This window comes from Yoonia sediminilitoris, assembly GCF_003058085.1.
GTDB classification, from domain to species: Bacteria; Pseudomonadota; Alphaproteobacteria; order Rhodobacterales; family Rhodobacteraceae; genus Yoonia; species Yoonia sediminilitoris.
This window is the reverse complement of record NZ_QBUD01000007.1, coordinates 129777-145188: the sequence shown is the minus strand read 5'-3', so window position 1 is coordinate 145188 and position 15412 is coordinate 129777. Positions and strand designations below refer to the sequence as shown.

Below are 15412 nucleotides of genomic sequence, written 5' to 3'. Positions count from 1 at the left end.
GGCGCAAGTCAGGCAAGGAATACGCCCCGCCCTTGTCAGGCGGGGCGCTGTTTTTTATTCGAAAGGCAGTGAACCGGGCAGCCATTTCACGATCAGCTCGTTTAGCGTGCCGTCGTCCTTCATTGAGACGATTGCCGCGCTCAGCTTGTCGCGCAATTCTGTGTCGCTCTTGCGCACACCCATGCCGATGCCACCGCCGATGGCCACATCATCGCCGATGATGGACAGGTCTGCTTCGGCCTCTGCGAAGGGCTCCAAAAAGCCTTTGTCGGCCAGAACTGCGTCTGCTTCGCCATTTTTCACCGCTGCGATGGTTTCATCGGGGCTAGCGAATTCCAGCAGAGTCGCGCCTTCGAGGCTGGCAACGTAACCGGCCTGAATGGTGCTGGCTTGGGCTGCGATCACGGCTGTGTTCACGTCGATCTCGCCCATCGCAAGGTATGCAGAGGGGTCGGGCATCGTATATTGCTCTGAAAAGTCAATGACTTCCATGCGTTCTTCGGTTACGGACATGCCCGCGATGATAGCGTCATAGTTGCCGGACACGAGGTTGGGGATAATGCTGTCCCATTCGTTTGTGACCCACTCGCAGGTCAGTTCGGCGCGGACACAAATCTCGTCGCCGACTTCGCGTTCGAACCCGTCAACTTCGCCTGCGTCGTTGATGAAGTTATACGGAGGGTAGGCGCCTTCGGTGCCCAGACGCACAACTGAATGACCGTCGGCCATGGCCATCGCGCCAAGCAGGGTAAATGCCGTGGTGGTAAGGATCAGGTTCTTCATCATGTTTCTCCCGGAGTGTGATGATTATTGGGTGGCAGACAGAAATCCGCGCAACCGGTCGGTTTTTGGGTGATTGAAAAGCACGTCCGGCGCGCCTTCCTCTTCGATTTTGCCTTGGTGCAGGAAAATGACATGGTCGCTGACATCTGCCGCCAGTCGCATGTCGTGGGTGACGATGATCATCGTGCGGCCCTCGGTGGCGAGGTCCTTGATCACCTTGACCACCTCCTGTTCCAATTCGGGGTCCAGCGCGCTGGTCGGTTCGTCAAACAAAAGCGCCCTTGGTTCCATGCAGAGCGCGCGTGCAATCGCCGCACGCTGTTGCTGCCCGCCCGACAGTTGCGCCGGATAAACATCGCATTTGTCGCCAATCCCGACCTTGGCGAGGTAGGCCCGTGCCTTCTCTTCGACCTCGGCCTTGTCGCGTTTCAGAACGGTGACGGGGGCTTCCATCACGTTTTGCAGAATGGTCATATGGGCCCACAGGTTGAACTGCTGGAACACCATCGACAGGTTTGTGCGGATGCGGATCATCTGGGCGTGATCGCCGGGGTGGCGGCTTTGGCCCGTCCCTTTCCAGATCACAGGTTCACCGCAAAATAACACGTCCCCCTGCTGGCTGTCCTCCAGCAGGTTCGCACAGCGCAAGAGCGTTGATTTGCCCGACCCCGATGACCCGATCAGCGACACCACATGCCCCGCAGGCGCTGTCACATCAACGCCTTTGAGGACCTCGAGATCGCCATAGGATTTATGCAGGTCGCGGATTTCGATGACGGGTGCGTTCACAGGCAGACAGCTCTTACATTTGATATGCAGGACAGTAGGGCCGAGATTGCAGCCATTTGCAACGTCCAACCGCGATTTTTATGCAGCTTTACGTAGCGAAAGCCGCAATATTAGGCAGCCGCGATGCAGTCTTGGCTGTGCCTACAACCTCAGGTGCCGTTGCTGATACGCAGTCGCGCGGCATGGCTTTCCTGATCGGTGATTCCAAGCAGGTTCACGACCATCCGCATCAAGCTGTCTTCTTCCTGGTCACGCACGCCGTCGGCAAGCACGACGGCCCACATCGCCTCGACCAGTGCCAGCCTGTCGTCATGACCAACGGCGTCCTTGATCGCGCGGGTAAAACGCACGGTGTCGGGGGCTTCGGATTCCAGCACCTCGCATTGTGCGCGCAGCTCTGCCGCGCCGTCGGCATCCAGATCGAAACGGCGGCCAAGGGCTGCGTCGATCTGTGCGATCTCTGCCTTGGCATAGTCGCCATCTGTCCGCGCGATACGCACAAGCAGCGCGCCAAGCGCCAGTCGTGCATCAGGGTCGGACAGGGGTTGCGGGTCGGGGGCGGTCAAGCGCCGGAGGAAATCACCAAACATGACCGTTACATAGGCTGCTTGAATGCATTGTGAAAGAGGGTGCTGACAGTGTCACAGGCTTGTGTGAAACCGTAAGGGGCATTGACCACAAACAGGCCGGACCCGACCATCCGGTGTCCGGGTCGCGCGGGGGGAAAGGATACTTCGTGCAGGATACCACCCGGGATCGCGGCCTGCAGGGCCTGCGTCATGCGTTTGTGCGGGCCGTCGGTGAGGATCGGATACCACAGGATCAAAACGCCGACCCCCCATTTGCGATGGATTTTGGCAAAAAAGTCTGGGATCGCGTCATAGTCGGCTTTGACCTCGAAGGACGGGTCGACCATCAGCACACCGCGCCGCGGGTCTGGCGGGCAAAGCGACATGGCCATTTCCCAGCCGTCGCGTTGCCGAAAGATGCCCCCATAGGGCGACATGTTTTCTGTCAGTGCTGCGTATTCCTGCGGGTGCAGTTCGGCCAGATGGATGTTGTCCATCGGACGCAGCAACTCTGCCGCAATCAGGGGCGATCCGGGGTAGCCGCTGTCCCCGTGTTTTTGCTGAATGCGGTGCAGAACCTGCGCATAGGGATGATCCTGTTCAAACCAGTCCCGGGCCACAGTAATTCCTTTTGCGGCCTCACCGGTTTTGATGGCCGCGTCATCCGACAGATCATAAAGGCCCCGCCCCGCATGGGTTTCAAGGTAGCTCAGCGGCTTATCTTTTCGGGTCAGATAGGCCAGTATCCACGCCAGAAGGCTGTGCTTATGCACATCCGCCAGATTTCCGGCGTGATAGCCGTGTTGATATGACAGCATCTGCGGCCCCTTTTTCCTGCTCTCGGCAAGTAACGAAATAGCGACAATTTTCCAAGAGGGCTTGTTCGGTGGGCCAAATGAGATAGCTTTGGAATCAAAGAGATATCCGAGTCTGTAAATGAAACTGCGTATCGCCATTCTTGCCGTGGCCCTTATGGTCCCGCAAACCCTGTTTGCGCAGGACGCCGATGGCGTGACGCTGCGTCTGGGCGTTGGAGCAAAAAGCAAGCCCGAGTATCCGGGTGCCGATGCCAATAACGTTGGCGCCACTGGCAGCTTTTCGATCGAGCGTTTCCAGTTTGGTGATTTTGGCGGCGGCGGCGGCGGGACCGGGCTTGGTTTTGGCGGCTCTGTCCGGATCGTCAGCGAGCGGAGCGCGGAAGAGTTCGATGAGCTGACGGGTCTGGCCGATGTCGATACCTCGATCGAGGTTGGCGGCGGGCTGAAGTATGCGCAGCCGGGTTACAAGGTTTTTGCAAACCTGCGCTATGGTGTGATCGGTCATGAATCGTTGGTGGGTGAAGTTGGCGGAGATCTGATTTACCGCCCCTCTGACCAAGTCACGCTGAGTGCGGGGCCGCGTTTGTTCTGGGGTAGCGATGATTATGCGCAAACCTATTTCGGTGTCACCGCGGAAGAGAGCAGCGCAAGCGCGTTTGATGAATTCGACGCGCAGGGCGGTTTCCTGAGCCAGGGCCTGAAAGCCGAGGCGACCTATGAATTCAATGAAGACTGGGGCGTTACCGGCAGCATCAGGTTTGACCGGTTGCAGGAGGATGCTGCCAGCAGCCCAATCACCCAATCCGAAGATCAGGTGACGGGAAGTATTGTGTTGACCCGCAGGATAACCTTCGGGTTCTGACGCTGGATAACCTTTTGGTTCTGACACCGGGCAAGCCTGTTCAGTTTGGCGCGCCGACGGTCACAACCACATTACCTTTCTTGTGACCTGTATCGACATGGCGGTGTGCGTCGACCATATGCGAGAAATCGTAACATCGGTCGATTACCGGCTTGTAGTGCCCTTGCGCTGCCAGTTCCACGACCTTCCCCAGAATTTCACCCGATTCTGACGCCACGCCTCCGATCAGTTGCTTGCCGCGCAAACGCGCCTTGATGGCGCCAAACAGCATGTCTGACGCGGAACCGGCAATCATCACCATCCGCCCCTTGGGAACCAAGGCGTGCCGGGTGCGGTGCCATGGTGCGTTGCCGACCGTATCGACCACCATGTCATAGCAGGGGCCGTCTGCGGTGAAATCCTTGGCGCGGTAGTCGATCACGTGATCTGCGCCCAAGCTGCGGACCAGATCGGCGTTGGCTGCACTGCATACGGCTGTCACCTCGGCCCCGAAATGTTTGGCGATTTGCACGCAGGCAGATCCTGTTGCCCCTGATGCGCCATTCACCAGCACCTTTTCGCCGGACTGCAATTTGGCCTTGTTGATCAGAAAATCATAGGCGGTCGTGGCCCCGAAAGGGATTGCTGCGGCCTCTTCAAAACGCAGCGTGTCGGGCTTGGGGACCAGTTTTCCCGTTGCGGGCATGGTGATGAATTCCGCATGGGCCCCAAACCCGCCGCCGGGAAATGCGATGACTGCATCACCGGGGCGGAAGTTGGTCACATTGGCACCAACCGCTTCGATCACGCCGGACAATTCGGTGCCCAGTATGCCCTTGCGCGGACCAAAGATGCCAAAGACCAGTCGACCGATCAGCCCCATACCGGCTGGCATTGTCATGCTGCGGGCGCGCCAGTCGCCTGCACTGACGGTCGTGGCTTTGACCTTGATCAGGACCTCGTCGGCCTTTGGGGTCGGTGTTGGCAATTCGATTATGTGCAGCACCTCGGGTGCACCGTATTCTTTGTAAGTATAAGCTTGCATGATGCTGGCCCTTCAAGCGTGTTTGAAAGTTGTTGTTTGAGATGCGCGTCGCGGCGCAAAGATCAGAAGCCAAAGGCCAAAGCTGATCTCTGATATTGTGACGATGACAAGCAGACCGATGATGGCGTAGCCCAGAGTGGTGTTACTGCTAAAGGTTAATTCATAGAATGCCTGCACAAGATAGCCGAATGCGCCGACAAAGAGCCCCCATCCCAAAATCTGCGGGACTGCGCGGCTGCGCAGGACCATCGCGCCAAGGGCCAGCAGATGCGCCCCAAAGAAGATCTGCCAAGCGTAAATGCCAAGGCCGTGTGCGTCGAAAAACAGTTGCGCAAGGTTCTGCCGTTCGGCGAGCGAAAAGTCAGACGGCAGGGTCAGCAGACCGTAGGGCATGACCCAAAGCATCAGGTTGATCCCCATCACAAAGATCATTCCGCTGCGGGCGATAACGCTCATCATTGCAATTGTCGGGCTTTCGCGGCGGAACAGTTGGTACAGGATCACAGTGATCGCAATCTCGCACAGGATCACGGCGCTGTCAGCCAGCACACCCAGTTTGAACAGACCGGCGTGCCCGAGCAAATTGCTGGCAGAAGCGGCAGCGTCGCCGGAAACCACGATCTGCATCGGGACGTAGCCGATGCTAAAGCCGCCGCACAGGGCGATTGTGAGGTAAAGCGCGCCTGCCATGCGGGCAAAAGCGGGGTCGAGTTGGTCGGATTTCATCGCGTTTCCTTTCGTTCATCCATTGGATGGTGGACGATGGTTGTTTGTGCCCTTGGTTTAGCCTGCGCATGGACCAATACGAATTGACCAAATTCTGTCATTTGATATGCAGATATGCATGGATTGGCGGTCGGTAAAATTTGACTGGAACAAAGCGCGGGCGTTTCTGGTCACTGCGGAGGAAGGGTCACTGTCTGCGGCCGCCCGTGCGCTGGGCATGGCGCAACCGACCTTGGGCCGGCAGGTGGACGGGTTGGAACAGGAGTTGGGGATCGTCCTGTTCGAACGGGTCGGGCGCGGTCTGACGCTGACCCCGAGCGGGTTGGAACTGCTGGATCATGTGCGCGCTATGGGAGAGGCGGCAGGCCGTGTGTCCTTGACCGCGCTGGGGCAGTCGCAGGCGCTGGAAGGCACGATCTGCATTTCAGCCAGTGAAACCTATGCGTCTGTTCTGTTGCCGCCTATCATCAAAAAGCTGCGCGCCGAAGAACCGGGTATTCAGGTCGAAGTGGTCGTGTCCAACCATGCCAGTGATTTGCGCCGCCGCGAGGCTGATATCGCGATCCGCAATTTCCGCCCCACTGAACCGGATCTGATTGCCAGGAAAGTCGGTGATGCGGATGCGATTTTATACGCTACGCCCGACTATATTGCATCCATAGGCCACCCGACCAAACCCTATGACCTGCGCCATGCGGATTTCATCAACATGGATCATTCCGGCATGATGATGAAAGGGCTGAACACGCTGGGGCTTGGCCTGACAGAGGCGAATTTCCCCCTGCTCACGGAAAGCTACATCGTGATGTGGGAACTGGTGCGGCAGGGGGCAGGTATCGGCATTCTGGATGCCTATATCGGCGATGCGGAACCCTGCGTGCGCCGGGTGTTGCCGGATCTTGAGCCGATTGTCTTTCCGATCTGGCTGGTGGCCCACCGTGAATTGACGACGAATCGCCGTATCCGCAGGGTGTTTGATTTTCTGGCGCAGGAATTGCGCCGTGACAGGGAAGACGCGCCCTTGGCGCTTGGCAGTTAGACCAGCCGCGAATTTTCAACCGCAGCCCGCACGAAATCCGCAAACAGCGGGTGCGGTGCGAATGGTTTTGACTTCAGTTCGGGGTGAAACTGCACGCCGATGAACCACGGGTGGTCCTGCCATTCCACGATTTCGGGCAGTTTGCCATCGGGCGACATGCCCGAAAACTTTAGCCCGGCCTTTTCAAGCGTTTCGCGGTATTTGGTGTCAACTTCGTAGCGGTGGCGATGGCGTTCCTCGATTGTGGTGCTGCCATAGATTTCGGCGACCTTCGATCCTTCGGACAGGTTGGCGTTATAGGCCCCAAGCCGCATCGTGCCGCCCTTGTCGTCATCTGCCTTGCGGGCGACCGTGTGATTGCCCTGCACCCATTCCTTGAGGTGATAGACCACAGGCTCAAATCGCTTCTTGCCTGCCTCATGGTCAAATTCTTCCGACCCCGCCTTGGTCATGCCTGCCACGTTGCGCGCCGCCTCGATCACCGCCATTTGCATGCCCAGACAAATGCCCAGATAGGGGATTTTCTTTTCGCGGGCGAATTGTGCTGCCTTGATCTTTCCTTCGGTGCCGCGTTCGCCAAAGCCGCCGGGGACAAGGATCGCGTGGAACCCTGCCAGATGCGGGGTCGCGTCACCATCATCGAAAAGTTCCGCATCGACCCATTCGATCCGGACCTTGACCCGGTTGGCCATACCGCCATGGGTCAGCGCCTCTGCGATGGATTTATAGGCATCCTCAAGCTGGGTGTATTTGCCGACGATGGCGACTTTCACCTCGCCTTCGGGGTTGTGGATGCGGTCATAGACATCATGCCAAACGTCCAGCTTGGGGGCGGGCGCAGGCGAGATTTCAAACGCATCCAGAACGGCCTGATCAAGGCCCTGTTCGTGATAGGCCAGCGGGGCCTCGTAGATGGATTTCAGATCATAGGCAGCGACGACACATTCCTTGCGGACGTTGCAGAACAGGGCGATTTTCTCGCGTTCTTTTTCGGGAATGGGATGTTCGGACCGGCAGACAAGCACATCAGGGGCGATCCCGATGGATTGCAATTCCTTGACGCTGTGCTGGGTTGGCTTTGTCTTGAGTTCGCCGGAGGCGGCCAGATAGGGCAGCAAGGTCAAATGCATAAAGATGCATTGGCCGCGTTTCTTGTCGTGGGAAAACTGCCTGATCGCTTCAAAAAACGGAAGCCCTTCGATGTCGCCCACGGTGCCGCCGATTTCGCAGAGCATGAAATCGACTTCGTCCTCGCCGATGGAAATGAAGTCTTTGATTTCATTCGTGACATGGGGAACGACCTGAATGGTCTTGCCCAGATAGTCGCCGCGCCGTTCCTTTTCGAGCACGTTGGAGTAGATGCGTCCGGAACTGACGGAATCCGTCTTGCGGGCAGGGACGCCTGTGAATCGTTCGTAATGGCCAAGATCAAGGTCGGTTTCGGCCCCATCATCGGTGACGAAAACCTCGCCATGTTCAAAAGGCGACATCGTGCCGGGATCGACGTTGAGGTAAGGGTCAAGCTTGCGCAGCCTGACGGAAAATCCACGTGCCTGCAAAAGCGACCCAAGTGCCGCCGAGGCCAACCCCTTGCCAAGAGAGGAAACAACACCGCCGGTGATAAAAATAAAGCGTGCCATTGGCAGGGGACTCCCGTGAAAAATTCCAAAATTGTGGGAAAGCGAACCGTCGAAAATTCGCGTCATCACGGGGTTTAAGTATAGCCGGATTCGCAGGCGACACGCAACCACATGACCCAATATCATGTTGCCGGATCAAGAAACCCAGCAACTTCTTGTGGTTAGTCGCCCGTCGGGACGAGAGGCTCGTCTGCGGATGGCGGCAGCAGACTGTCACCCAGATCAGGCAGCGCCGGTGCGCTTTCGTCCTGCACGGCACCATCACCCAGCCGGTCTACAACTGACGACCCGCCGGCCTTTTCGGCGGCAATCAACGTCAGCGCGATCGAGGTGCAGATAAAGGCAATTGCCAGCATCCATGTGAACTTGCTCATCGCGCTTGCCGGGGGCCTGCCACCGGTCGCCCCACCGCCACCGCCACCAATGCCAAGGCCGCCGCCTTCGGACCGCTGCAACAGCACGGTACCGATCAGGCTGAGTGCCAGGATCAGGTGGATGATAAGGACGACGTTTTCCATTACGGGGCCTTTCAGGCGTTCGCGAACAAGCGGTATCTAAAAGGTGAAGCCCATTCCCGCAACCCCTGTTGGGCGCTTATTCGTCCACGTCATCCATATCGGCCTGACCGCTCAGCTTGCGGCGCACGATTGACCAGCTTAGCCCGACCGCCAGCACAACCGACAAGGTCACAATCGCGATCCATGTGTTGATCGTCGGATCGTTCAGGTCAATCAGCCCCTGATCGTAAAGCACCCAAAGCAAAGTGGCGACCACGGCCAGGATCAGGATCATCCCGAACAGCCCGATCGACCGGAGCGTCGCACGCAGATAGATGATGTAGCCGACCAGCAGGATCAGTCCGAAAAGCACGCTGAGGGAAAGGCTGGTTTCGAAGTTCGCCATGCTCCAGCGGACAAAATTCCACTGGGTTGGATTGTAGGTGGCTGTCAAAAGCACAAAGGCAAAGACCCAGCGAATGAAGAAGCTCATGATATCCCTCGTATTCTTTGACCTAGGGATGAACATGCCGCCGGTCCTGTCGCCTGTCCAGTGTGCCCTTGTGACAATTTTCCGGTTTCGCAGCAGCGGGCGCGGCGGTATAGGACGGATCGGACATCAAAAAGGATCCGTGTTATGGCAAATGTGGTGGTCGTTGGCGCCCAGTGGGGCGACGAAGGCAAGGGCAAGATTGTGGATTGGCTGTCAGAGCGTGCCGACGTGATCGCGCGCTTTCAGGGCGGCCATAACGCGGGCCATACACTTGTTATTGATGGTCAGATTTACAAACTGCATGCGCTGCCTTCGGGTGTCGTGCGGGGCGGCAAACTGTCGGTGATTGGCAATGGTGTCGTGCTTGACCCGTGGCATCTGCTGAACGAAATCGAAACGTTGCGCGGCCAAGGTGTTGAGATTACGCCGGAAACGCTGATGGTAGCCGAAAATACGCCGCTGATCCTGCCGTTTCACGGTGAATTGGACCGGGCGCGCGAAAATCAGAACGCCGTCGCCAAGATTGGTACAACAGGCCGTGGTATCGGCCCGTGTTACGAGGACAAGGTTGGCCGCCGCGTGATTCGTGTGGCCGATCTGGCCGATGATGCCACGCTTGAACTGCGGCTTGATCGTGCCCTTGTTCACCATGACGCATTGCGCCGTGGTCTGGGGCTGGCTCCGGTGGATCGTGACGGAGTTCTGGCAAAACTGCGTGAAGTTGCGCCGGAGATCCTGCAATACGCCGCCCCGGTCTGGAAAGTGCTGAACGAAAAACGCAAAGCGGGCAAGCGGATCCTTTTTGAAGGCGCACAGGGTGCGTTGCTGGATATTGATTTTGGCACCTATCCGTTTGTGACCTCCTCCAATGTGATTGCAGGGCAGGCGGCGACGGGCGTTGGCGTCGGACCCGGGGCGATCGATTTTGTGCTGGGGATTGTCAAAGCCTACACCACGCGGGTGGGCGAGGGGCCGTTCCCGACAGAGCTCGAGGACGCCGATGGTCAGCGTCTTGGTGAGCGCGGCCATGAATTTGGCACCACTACAGGCCGCAAGCGCCGTTGCGGCTGGTTTGATGCCTGTCTGGTGCGCCAGACCTGTGCCACGTCCGGCGTGTCTGGCATTTCGCTGACCAAGCTGGATGTGCTGGACGGTTTTGAAACGCTCAAGATTTGCGTGGGCTATGACCTGGACGGCAAGGTGCTGGACTATTTGCCAACCGCCGCCGACCAGCAGGCCCGCTGCACCCCGATCTATGAAGAGATCGACGGCTGGTCAGAATCGACCGAAGGCGCGCGCAGCTGGGCCGACCTGCCTGCGCAGGCGATCAAATATGTGCGCCGTATCGAAGAACTGATCGAATGCCCGGTCGCTCTCGTTTCAACCTCGCCAGAGCGCGAGGACACGATCCTTGTAACTGATCCGTTTTCGGACTGATGCCGATGACTTACAAAGCACGCAAACGTCTGGCGCTCTTTGTTCTGGTCGTGGGTCTGCCAGCCTATGTCGTTCTGGCGGTCACACTGATGTCAGAGGCGTCGCGGTTCCATAAGGTCGTGGAATTTGTCATCTATGTCGTTTTGGGTATCGGCTGGGTTTTCCCGTTGAAATGGGTGTTCATGGGGATCGGTCAATCTGATCCCGACGAGTAGCAGTATTTCAGCAGTCCGAACGAGGCAGGCTGACGACGCAAATCGGACTTTTATCCGGTGCCCAGTGACCAGTGGCGGTCCGGAGCCCAATCAGCCTTATCGTTAACTCTACTAAATCACTTATTTGCAGTGGTTGCCGTTGGACAGATCAATCTTCGAAGAGGGAACGGACCTTGGCCATATCGTAGGCGTGTTCTGTCAAGTTCTCTGGGTCCCACTCGCTTCGTTCAGCTTCGAAGAAATCTCCGCCATATACGTGAATGGCGCCAGTCAATTTGGGGATTGGGTTTGTGACAGAGTGAATGAGATCTTTTCCCAGCGGGGCACATTGACCAGTGGATAGCGCGCGCGCCCCGGCCGCTTCAATGCGTCCTTCCGGATCATCGGCAACGCGCCGCCAAAAAATGTTGTCCTCTCTACCTCCGTAGATGCCTATAACAGCCCACATTTCGTGATTGTGGGGCATGACGGTCATTCCAGGCTTCCAGATGACATTGACAATCGTCAGGTCAGTCGACTTGTAAATCGGGATAATGCCACTCTCGGTTGGCTCTCCCAAAGCCTGTGTTACGCTCGCAGGATCTCGCATTGCGCGGTCGACGACCTCCGCCACCGATTTGTGAGATGCATCCTGATCCACTGCGGTTCGACAGTCGGCTACAAATTGCTCCATATTCCACATATCCCGCGCTCCTCTCCAGTAGGAATATAAAGAGAATAACACAGCTTGATGAAATGAAGAAATGACCGCCTTGTCCGCACCGTGGATATCTGCCGATGTCGCCCAACTGCCCGTGCTGATGTGGCGGCGTTAGAAACAGGAACCCGGTTCTGGAAACAAAAAAGGCAGGGGCGCGACCCTGCCTTTTGCTTTCAGCTTCTGAGCTTAGCCCTGTGCGGCGCGCCCGTCGGGGCGGAACCGTGTGTCTTCGGACACTTGGAAACGCCCGTTGTTCAGCTTGATGATACGGCTTTGGCGGAGCAGGCGACCGAATGACCGCAGCCCGTCTTCACGGCTGAATTGCTCTGCCGCTGCCATCTGTACCTTTTTCATCACTTGCGGGCGCGAAAAGTCGTCATCACCTTCGACATAGGCAATATAGGCGGCGGCCGCTTCCAGCAGATCGCCCAGTTCCGTTGCACCCTGCGCTGCCGCAAATTCGGCAAAGCCTTCACCCGTTGTTTCGCCGGATTCCTTTACGGATGCGATCTGGCGCAATCGGTCTGCCGGGGCGGCTGGTCGTGCCTCTTCTTCTTCGGCGATCCTGTTTTCAGCAACGAGGCGGAGCGGAGCGGCATCTTTCGATGCTTCTTGCTGGGCGGTGTCGCCGCTTTCATCCTCGCCGGTGGTGCGCCGCGCTTCGTTCAGATCTTCGCGGAAGGCGTCTCGTGGGTCGGCTTGCGTGTTCTGGTCGCCAAGCTGTCGGGCGGCCTCTGTTGCGGCAACGGCAGCCTTGAGCTGTGCAAAAGCGTCGCGGTGGCGCCGTCCTTCGGGTTCGTTCAGACGCTCATCCGCCTGCGACATGATCCGCGACATTTCGCTGTCGTCATGTTCCGGCAGGTTATAGCGCTTTGAGTGGATTTCCCTGATCCGCGCAACCGGTTTCTCGGCCTTTTGTTCCCCGGCTGCATCATCAGACGGGTCCTCATCATCGTCAGACATCCGGGATTCCAGATCTTCAGCATCCGCATCCGCGTCATGCGCGGCGTTTTCTTCCAGCTCCGAAGCATCGTCCGTCGCATCGTCGGCGCCGGCTGCGTCGCTTTCATTGGACAGGACCAGCGGTTCAGAGTAGTCCGATTTGAAATCGAAATCGTCGACAAGATCTTCGGTCTGTTGTGCATCTTCTTCGGGGGAGGTGCCTGTCAAAGCCGACAAACGGTCGACGATGCTGCCGACTTCGGTCGGATCAACGGTTTTTGCAGGTTCGGGGCGGTTTGGTGGCGGCACACGACCGACAAGGGCGCGAATACGTTCAAGTTTGGCAGCGACGCTGTCGCCTGAATCGTCCTCGGTTGCGGTCGCAGGGTCATAGAAGGGCGCGTCTGCGGTTTCCGGCTCGTTTTCTGTGGCGGCAGGCTCTTCTTCAGGTGCTTCGGCCACGTCCTCTTCCTGGGACGCCAGTTCGTCTTCCTCGTATTCCTCGTCTTCGGACGTCAGTTCTTCTTCGTTATGGCTGACGGGCTCATTATTCTCTGGCGTGGTTGCGGCGAGGACGTCGTCGGCCTCTTCTTCATTGAGGTCAGAAGAATCATGTGCCGCATCGACTTCAACGGCTGCGTCGTCTTGTGCGTCTTCTTCAAGCGCGGTTTCGGCGGTATCATCAAGCGCTTCAAGATCGGCCAGATCATCCACTTCGGACAGTTCATCAAGGTCGGAAACATCGTCAAAACCGTCCAGATCGGACCGATCATCCTCGACGTCATGCGCATCCTCTGCCGTGGCGTCTGCTTGGGCTGCGTCGGGCTCTTCCTGCTCTGCCAGATCGGGGTGACGGATGCGCAGGCTCGGGCGCTCGGCCTCTTCCGCTGTTTCGGCTTCGGGGCGCTGGACGCGCAGGGAAACATGGCCCGCCACATCTTTGGCAGTCACGGCCATCCCGCTTTCCTCGACGGTCATTTCCGCCAATTCGTCAAGGTCAGGGGCCTGCGGGTCCATGTCCATGAATCGGTCATGCCCCGCCAGTTCATGGAAGTAGGACACCACGGTTTTCATCGTCTCGACCGAGTCATCGAAACCCTCCAGCCGGCACGAAAAAGTTCCGTAGGTGACGCTTAGGATTTTGTTGCTCTCGCCCATTTTATCCACTTTCTTTAGTTAACTGCCCGCCGTCTTCTGGACAGATACTTGAACTTCATGAAGAACAGTTTGACGGTACATTAGGGATAATATTGTGACCGTTTTAGGGAATGTTTGTGGATTGTACAAAGTGAGCGGGAAGTGGCCATGATTGTTTCAAGTAACGGGATAGTCGGCCTGATCGGTGGAGCGGCCGTGAATCCCGAACAGATGAAGTCGGTTTTATCATTCTTTGACAACTATATAGCCGTTGATGGCGGCGCGGATCATTGTCTGAGGGCGGGCCTTCGGCCTGCGGCGGTGGTGGGTGACATGGACAGTCTGTCGCAGCAGGCCCGTGCCACATTTTCGGAAATTCTCTGCCACATTTCAGAGCAGGATACCACGGATTTCGAAAAGGCGATTGCACGAGTCTCTGCCGCGGCGGTGCTGGCGATGGGGTTCACGGGGGGGCGGCTGGACCATCTGCTGAGCGTTCTCAACGTGTTGGGCCGCAATCGCACGCGCCGGATCTTACTGCTTGACGAGGCTGATATCAGTTTTCTGACTCCGCCAGAGGGCGTGTCGCTGGCGTTGCCTGCGGGCACGCGTATCGGGCTGATGCCACTCGATGACGTGACCGTCACGGCGCGCGGCCTGACATGGCCGATCACGGCGGCGCGCATGCATCCAACGGGCATGGTCAGTTCGTCAAATCAGGTCAAGGACCCGCTGGTGGAAATATCGGCGAAGGGGCCACTGGTGATTACTCTGCCACCGACGCAACTTGGGGCCGTCTTGAAAGCCGTCGTTCCCGCACAATGATATAAAGCCCGGCAGCAACGGTGATACAGATTCCGACAGCGGCTAGATCATTGGGCAGGTCGGAAAAGATCAGCCAGCCAATCGCCGTGCCGAACGGGATTTCAAGATATTGCATCGGCGCGAGGGTCGATGCGGGGGCGAAACGCAGGCTCCATGTCATGAAGAGATGCGCAAGCGTGCCGATCACACCAAGCAGCGCAAGCAGACCGACAGTCTTGCCAGACAGATCGAACGACGCCTGTTCAGGGATCAGCAAGATCAGCGGCAACAGCACTGCCGTGGCCTGTAGCCCGCTGATCGCCTGAAGCTTGATCGGGTCAATCCTGCGCGCAACCTGCCGCGTGACCATCATGAATAGCGCAAAGACTACCGCCACACCCAAAGGCAGCAGTGCGGGATAGCCGACTTCAACAAAGTTTGGCTGGATCACCAGCAGTGTGCCGATAAAACCCACAAGACAGGCCAGCATCCGTTGGCGTCCGACCTCTTCGCCCATCACGAAATGGCCAAGCAGCAGCATGATGAAGGGCATCACAAAGGCAATCGCCAGCGCATCGGCCAGCGGCAGGAACTTCAGCGCGCTGAACATCATGCCGATTCCGATGATATGCAGGCATGTGCGGATCAGCGTCCAGAGCAATGTCCCGCGGGGCAGCCGAAACCCGTCACCTGACAGGGCCACAAGTGGCACCAGAATAGCGGCCTGTATCGCGAAACGGATCAAGACAAGCACACCCAGCGCAACAGTCCCACCCAACAGCTTGGCGATGCTGTCGCCCAGCGGGGCCAGCACACAAAAAGCGAGCATGAAGATAATGCCCACAAAGGGTTTGTCTTGGTTCATTTGCTATGCCTAGCGATTTGTGCGGGGCGGGACAATTCCACCTTGCACCACCTGGGGGGAAATTGTTGTGAT

Annotated in this window: 17 protein-coding genes; 5 read left to right on the top strand and 12 right to left on the bottom strand. The window is 57.8% G+C overall.

Features of this window, described 5'->3' with window-relative positions:
• Positions 1-54: 54 nt before the first annotated feature.
• The 4 genes from C8N45_RS14180 to rlmJ all read right to left on the bottom strand — a co-directional run bounded on the left by C8N45_RS14180 (position 55) and on the right by rlmJ (position 2959).
• Positions 55-783, bottom strand: a complete 729-nt coding sequence (locus C8N45_RS14180; protein ID WP_181868945.1) for a transporter substrate-binding domain-containing protein — start codon at positions 781-783, stop codon at positions 55-57.
• Between the two features lie 24 nt (positions 784-807).
• Complete coding sequence (locus tag C8N45_RS14175; RefSeq protein WP_375342475.1) at positions 808-1572, bottom strand: ABC transporter ATP-binding protein; 765 nt, start codon at positions 1570-1572, stop codon at positions 808-810.
• Positions 1573-1721: 149 nt separating this feature from the next.
• Positions 1722-2162, bottom strand: a complete 441-nt coding sequence (locus C8N45_RS14170) for a tellurite resistance TerB family protein (protein ID WP_108386902.1) — start codon at positions 2160-2162, stop codon at positions 1722-1724.
• Between the two features lie 5 nt (positions 2163-2167).
• Positions 2168-2959: a 23S rRNA (adenine(2030)-N(6))-methyltransferase RlmJ gene (rlmJ, locus tag C8N45_RS14165; RefSeq protein ID WP_108386901.1), complete on the bottom strand. Its 792-nt coding sequence runs from the start codon at positions 2957-2959 to the stop codon at positions 2168-2170.
• A 118-nt stretch (positions 2960-3077) separates the two neighbouring features.
• On the opposite strand from rlmJ, the gene C8N45_RS14160 reads away from it, so the two are divergent.
• Positions 3078-3821, top strand: a complete 744-nt coding sequence (locus C8N45_RS14160) for a MipA/OmpV family protein (RefSeq protein ID WP_108386900.1) — start codon at positions 3078-3080, stop codon at positions 3819-3821.
• 40 nt (positions 3822-3861) lie between these two features.
• Here the strand turns inward: C8N45_RS14160 and C8N45_RS14155 are convergent, their stop codons facing one another.
• Complete coding sequence (locus C8N45_RS14155) at positions 3862-4845, bottom strand: NAD(P)-dependent alcohol dehydrogenase (RefSeq protein ID WP_108386899.1); 984 nt, start codon at positions 4843-4845, stop codon at positions 3862-3864.
• A 12-nt stretch (positions 4846-4857) separates the two neighbouring features.
• Positions 4858-5571 carry a DUF4386 domain-containing protein gene (locus C8N45_RS14150; protein WP_108386898.1) on the bottom strand — a complete coding sequence of 238 codons (714 nt, stop codon included), beginning with the start codon at positions 5569-5571 and terminating at the stop codon, positions 4858-4860.
• Positions 5572-5677: 106 nt separating this feature from the next.
• Here C8N45_RS14150 and C8N45_RS14145 point away from each other — a divergent pair, with 106 nt between their 5' ends.
• Positions 5678-6610 carry a LysR family transcriptional regulator gene (locus C8N45_RS14145; RefSeq protein WP_108386897.1) on the top strand — a complete coding sequence of 311 codons (933 nt, stop codon included), beginning with the start codon at positions 5678-5680 and terminating at the stop codon, positions 6608-6610.
• Here the strand turns inward: C8N45_RS14145 and pyrG are convergent.
• The 3 genes from pyrG to C8N45_RS14130 form a co-directional block, all read right to left on the bottom strand.
• Positions 6607-8250 (bottom strand): CTP synthase, encoded by a 1644-nt coding sequence (gene pyrG, locus C8N45_RS14140; RefSeq protein WP_108386896.1) that lies wholly within the window; start codon positions 8248-8250, stop codon positions 6607-6609. The two genes, C8N45_RS14145 and pyrG, sit on opposite strands and share 4 nt — an antisense overlap.
• Positions 8251-8411: 161 nt before the next feature.
• Positions 8412-8768 (bottom strand): preprotein translocase subunit SecG, encoded by a 357-nt coding sequence (gene secG, locus C8N45_RS14135; protein WP_108386895.1) that lies wholly within the window; start codon positions 8766-8768, stop codon positions 8412-8414.
• A gap of 76 nt (positions 8769-8844) precedes the next feature.
• Positions 8845-9240: a DUF6524 family protein gene (locus C8N45_RS14130; protein ID WP_108386894.1), complete on the bottom strand. Its 396-nt coding sequence runs from the start codon at positions 9238-9240 to the stop codon at positions 8845-8847.
• Between the two features lie 144 nt (positions 9241-9384).
• Here C8N45_RS14130 and C8N45_RS14125 point away from each other — a divergent pair, with 144 nt between their 5' ends.
• Both C8N45_RS14125 and C8N45_RS14120 read left to right on the top strand, forming a co-directional pair.
• Positions 9385-10677, top strand: a complete 1293-nt coding sequence (locus tag C8N45_RS14125; protein WP_108386893.1) for an adenylosuccinate synthase — start codon at positions 9385-9387, stop codon at positions 10675-10677.
• A gap of 5 nt (positions 10678-10682) precedes the next feature.
• Positions 10683-10892: a DUF2842 domain-containing protein gene (locus C8N45_RS14120; RefSeq protein ID WP_108386961.1), complete on the top strand. Its 210-nt coding sequence runs from the start codon at positions 10683-10685 to the stop codon at positions 10890-10892.
• Positions 10893-11040: 148 nt separating this feature from the next.
• On the opposite strand, the gene C8N45_RS14115 is transcribed toward C8N45_RS14120, so the two are convergent.
• Both C8N45_RS14115 and C8N45_RS14110 read right to left on the bottom strand, forming a co-directional pair.
• Positions 11041-11574 (bottom strand): cysteine dioxygenase family protein, encoded by a 534-nt coding sequence (locus tag C8N45_RS14115; protein ID WP_108386892.1) that lies wholly within the window; start codon positions 11572-11574, stop codon positions 11041-11043.
• Between the two features lie 204 nt (positions 11575-11778).
• Entirely contained in the window at positions 11779-13692 is a 1914-nt protein-coding gene (locus C8N45_RS14110; protein ID WP_114427839.1) for a hypothetical protein, read from the bottom strand.
• Positions 13693-13839: 147 nt separating this feature from the next.
• Between C8N45_RS14110 and C8N45_RS14105 the strand changes: the two genes are divergently transcribed.
• A complete protein-coding gene (locus C8N45_RS14105; RefSeq protein ID WP_108386890.1) occupies positions 13840-14496 on the top strand; it encodes a thiamine diphosphokinase in 657 nt (218 codons plus the stop codon).
• On the opposite strand, the gene C8N45_RS14100 is transcribed toward C8N45_RS14105, so the two are convergent.
• Positions 14438-15340 carry a DMT family transporter gene (locus tag C8N45_RS14100; protein WP_108386889.1) on the bottom strand — a complete coding sequence of 301 codons (903 nt, stop codon included), beginning with the start codon at positions 15338-15340 and terminating at the stop codon, positions 14438-14440. The two genes, C8N45_RS14105 and C8N45_RS14100, sit on opposite strands and share 59 nt — an antisense overlap.
• Positions 15341-15412: the final 72 nt, after the last annotated feature.

Excerpts from the sequence above, each read along its gene's own strand:
- C8N45_RS14180 (WP_181868945.1), bottom strand. The coding sequence starts at position 783 with ATGAAGAACCTGATCCTTACCACCACGGCATTTACCCTGCTTGGCGCG.
- C8N45_RS14170 (WP_108386902.1), bottom strand. The coding sequence starts at position 2,162 with ATGTTTGGTGATTTCCTCCGGCGCTTGACCGCCCCCGACCCGCAACCC.
- rlmJ (WP_108386901.1), bottom strand. The coding sequence starts at position 2,959 with ATGCTGTCATATCAACACGGCTATCACGCCGGAAATCTGGCGGATGTG.
- C8N45_RS14160 (WP_108386900.1), top strand. The coding sequence starts at position 3,078 with ATGAAACTGCGTATCGCCATTCTTGCCGTGGCCCTTATGGTCCCGCAA.
- C8N45_RS14155 (WP_108386899.1), bottom strand. The coding sequence starts at position 4,845 with ATGCAAGCTTATACTTACAAAGAATACGGTGCACCCGAGGTGCTGCAC.
- C8N45_RS14150 (WP_108386898.1), bottom strand. The coding sequence starts at position 5,571 with ATGAAATCCGACCAACTCGACCCCGCTTTTGCCCGCATGGCAGGCGCG.
- C8N45_RS14145 (WP_108386897.1), top strand. The coding sequence starts at position 5,678 with ATGCAGATATGCATGGATTGGCGGTCGGTAAAATTTGACTGGAACAAA.
- pyrG (WP_108386896.1), bottom strand. The coding sequence starts at position 8,250 with ATGGCACGCTTTATTTTTATCACCGGCGGTGTTGTTTCCTCTCTTGGC.
- secG (WP_108386895.1), bottom strand. The coding sequence starts at position 8,768 with ATGGAAAACGTCGTCCTTATCATCCACCTGATCCTGGCACTCAGCCTG.
- C8N45_RS14130 (WP_108386894.1), bottom strand. The coding sequence starts at position 9,240 with ATGAGCTTCTTCATTCGCTGGGTCTTTGCCTTTGTGCTTTTGACAGCC.
- C8N45_RS14125 (WP_108386893.1), top strand. The coding sequence starts at position 9,385 with ATGGCAAATGTGGTGGTCGTTGGCGCCCAGTGGGGCGACGAAGGCAAG.
- C8N45_RS14120 (WP_108386961.1), top strand. The coding sequence starts at position 10,683 with ATGACTTACAAAGCACGCAAACGTCTGGCGCTCTTTGTTCTGGTCGTG.
- C8N45_RS14115 (WP_108386892.1), bottom strand. The coding sequence starts at position 11,574 with ATGTGGAATATGGAGCAATTTGTAGCCGACTGTCGAACCGCAGTGGAT.
- C8N45_RS14110 (WP_114427839.1), bottom strand. The coding sequence starts at position 13,692 with ATGGGCGAGAGCAACAAAATCCTAAGCGTCACCTACGGAACTTTTTCG.
- C8N45_RS14105 (WP_108386890.1), top strand. The coding sequence starts at position 13,840 with ATGATTGTTTCAAGTAACGGGATAGTCGGCCTGATCGGTGGAGCGGCC.
- C8N45_RS14100 (WP_108386889.1), bottom strand. The coding sequence starts at position 15,340 with ATGAACCAAGACAAACCCTTTGTGGGCATTATCTTCATGCTCGCTTTT.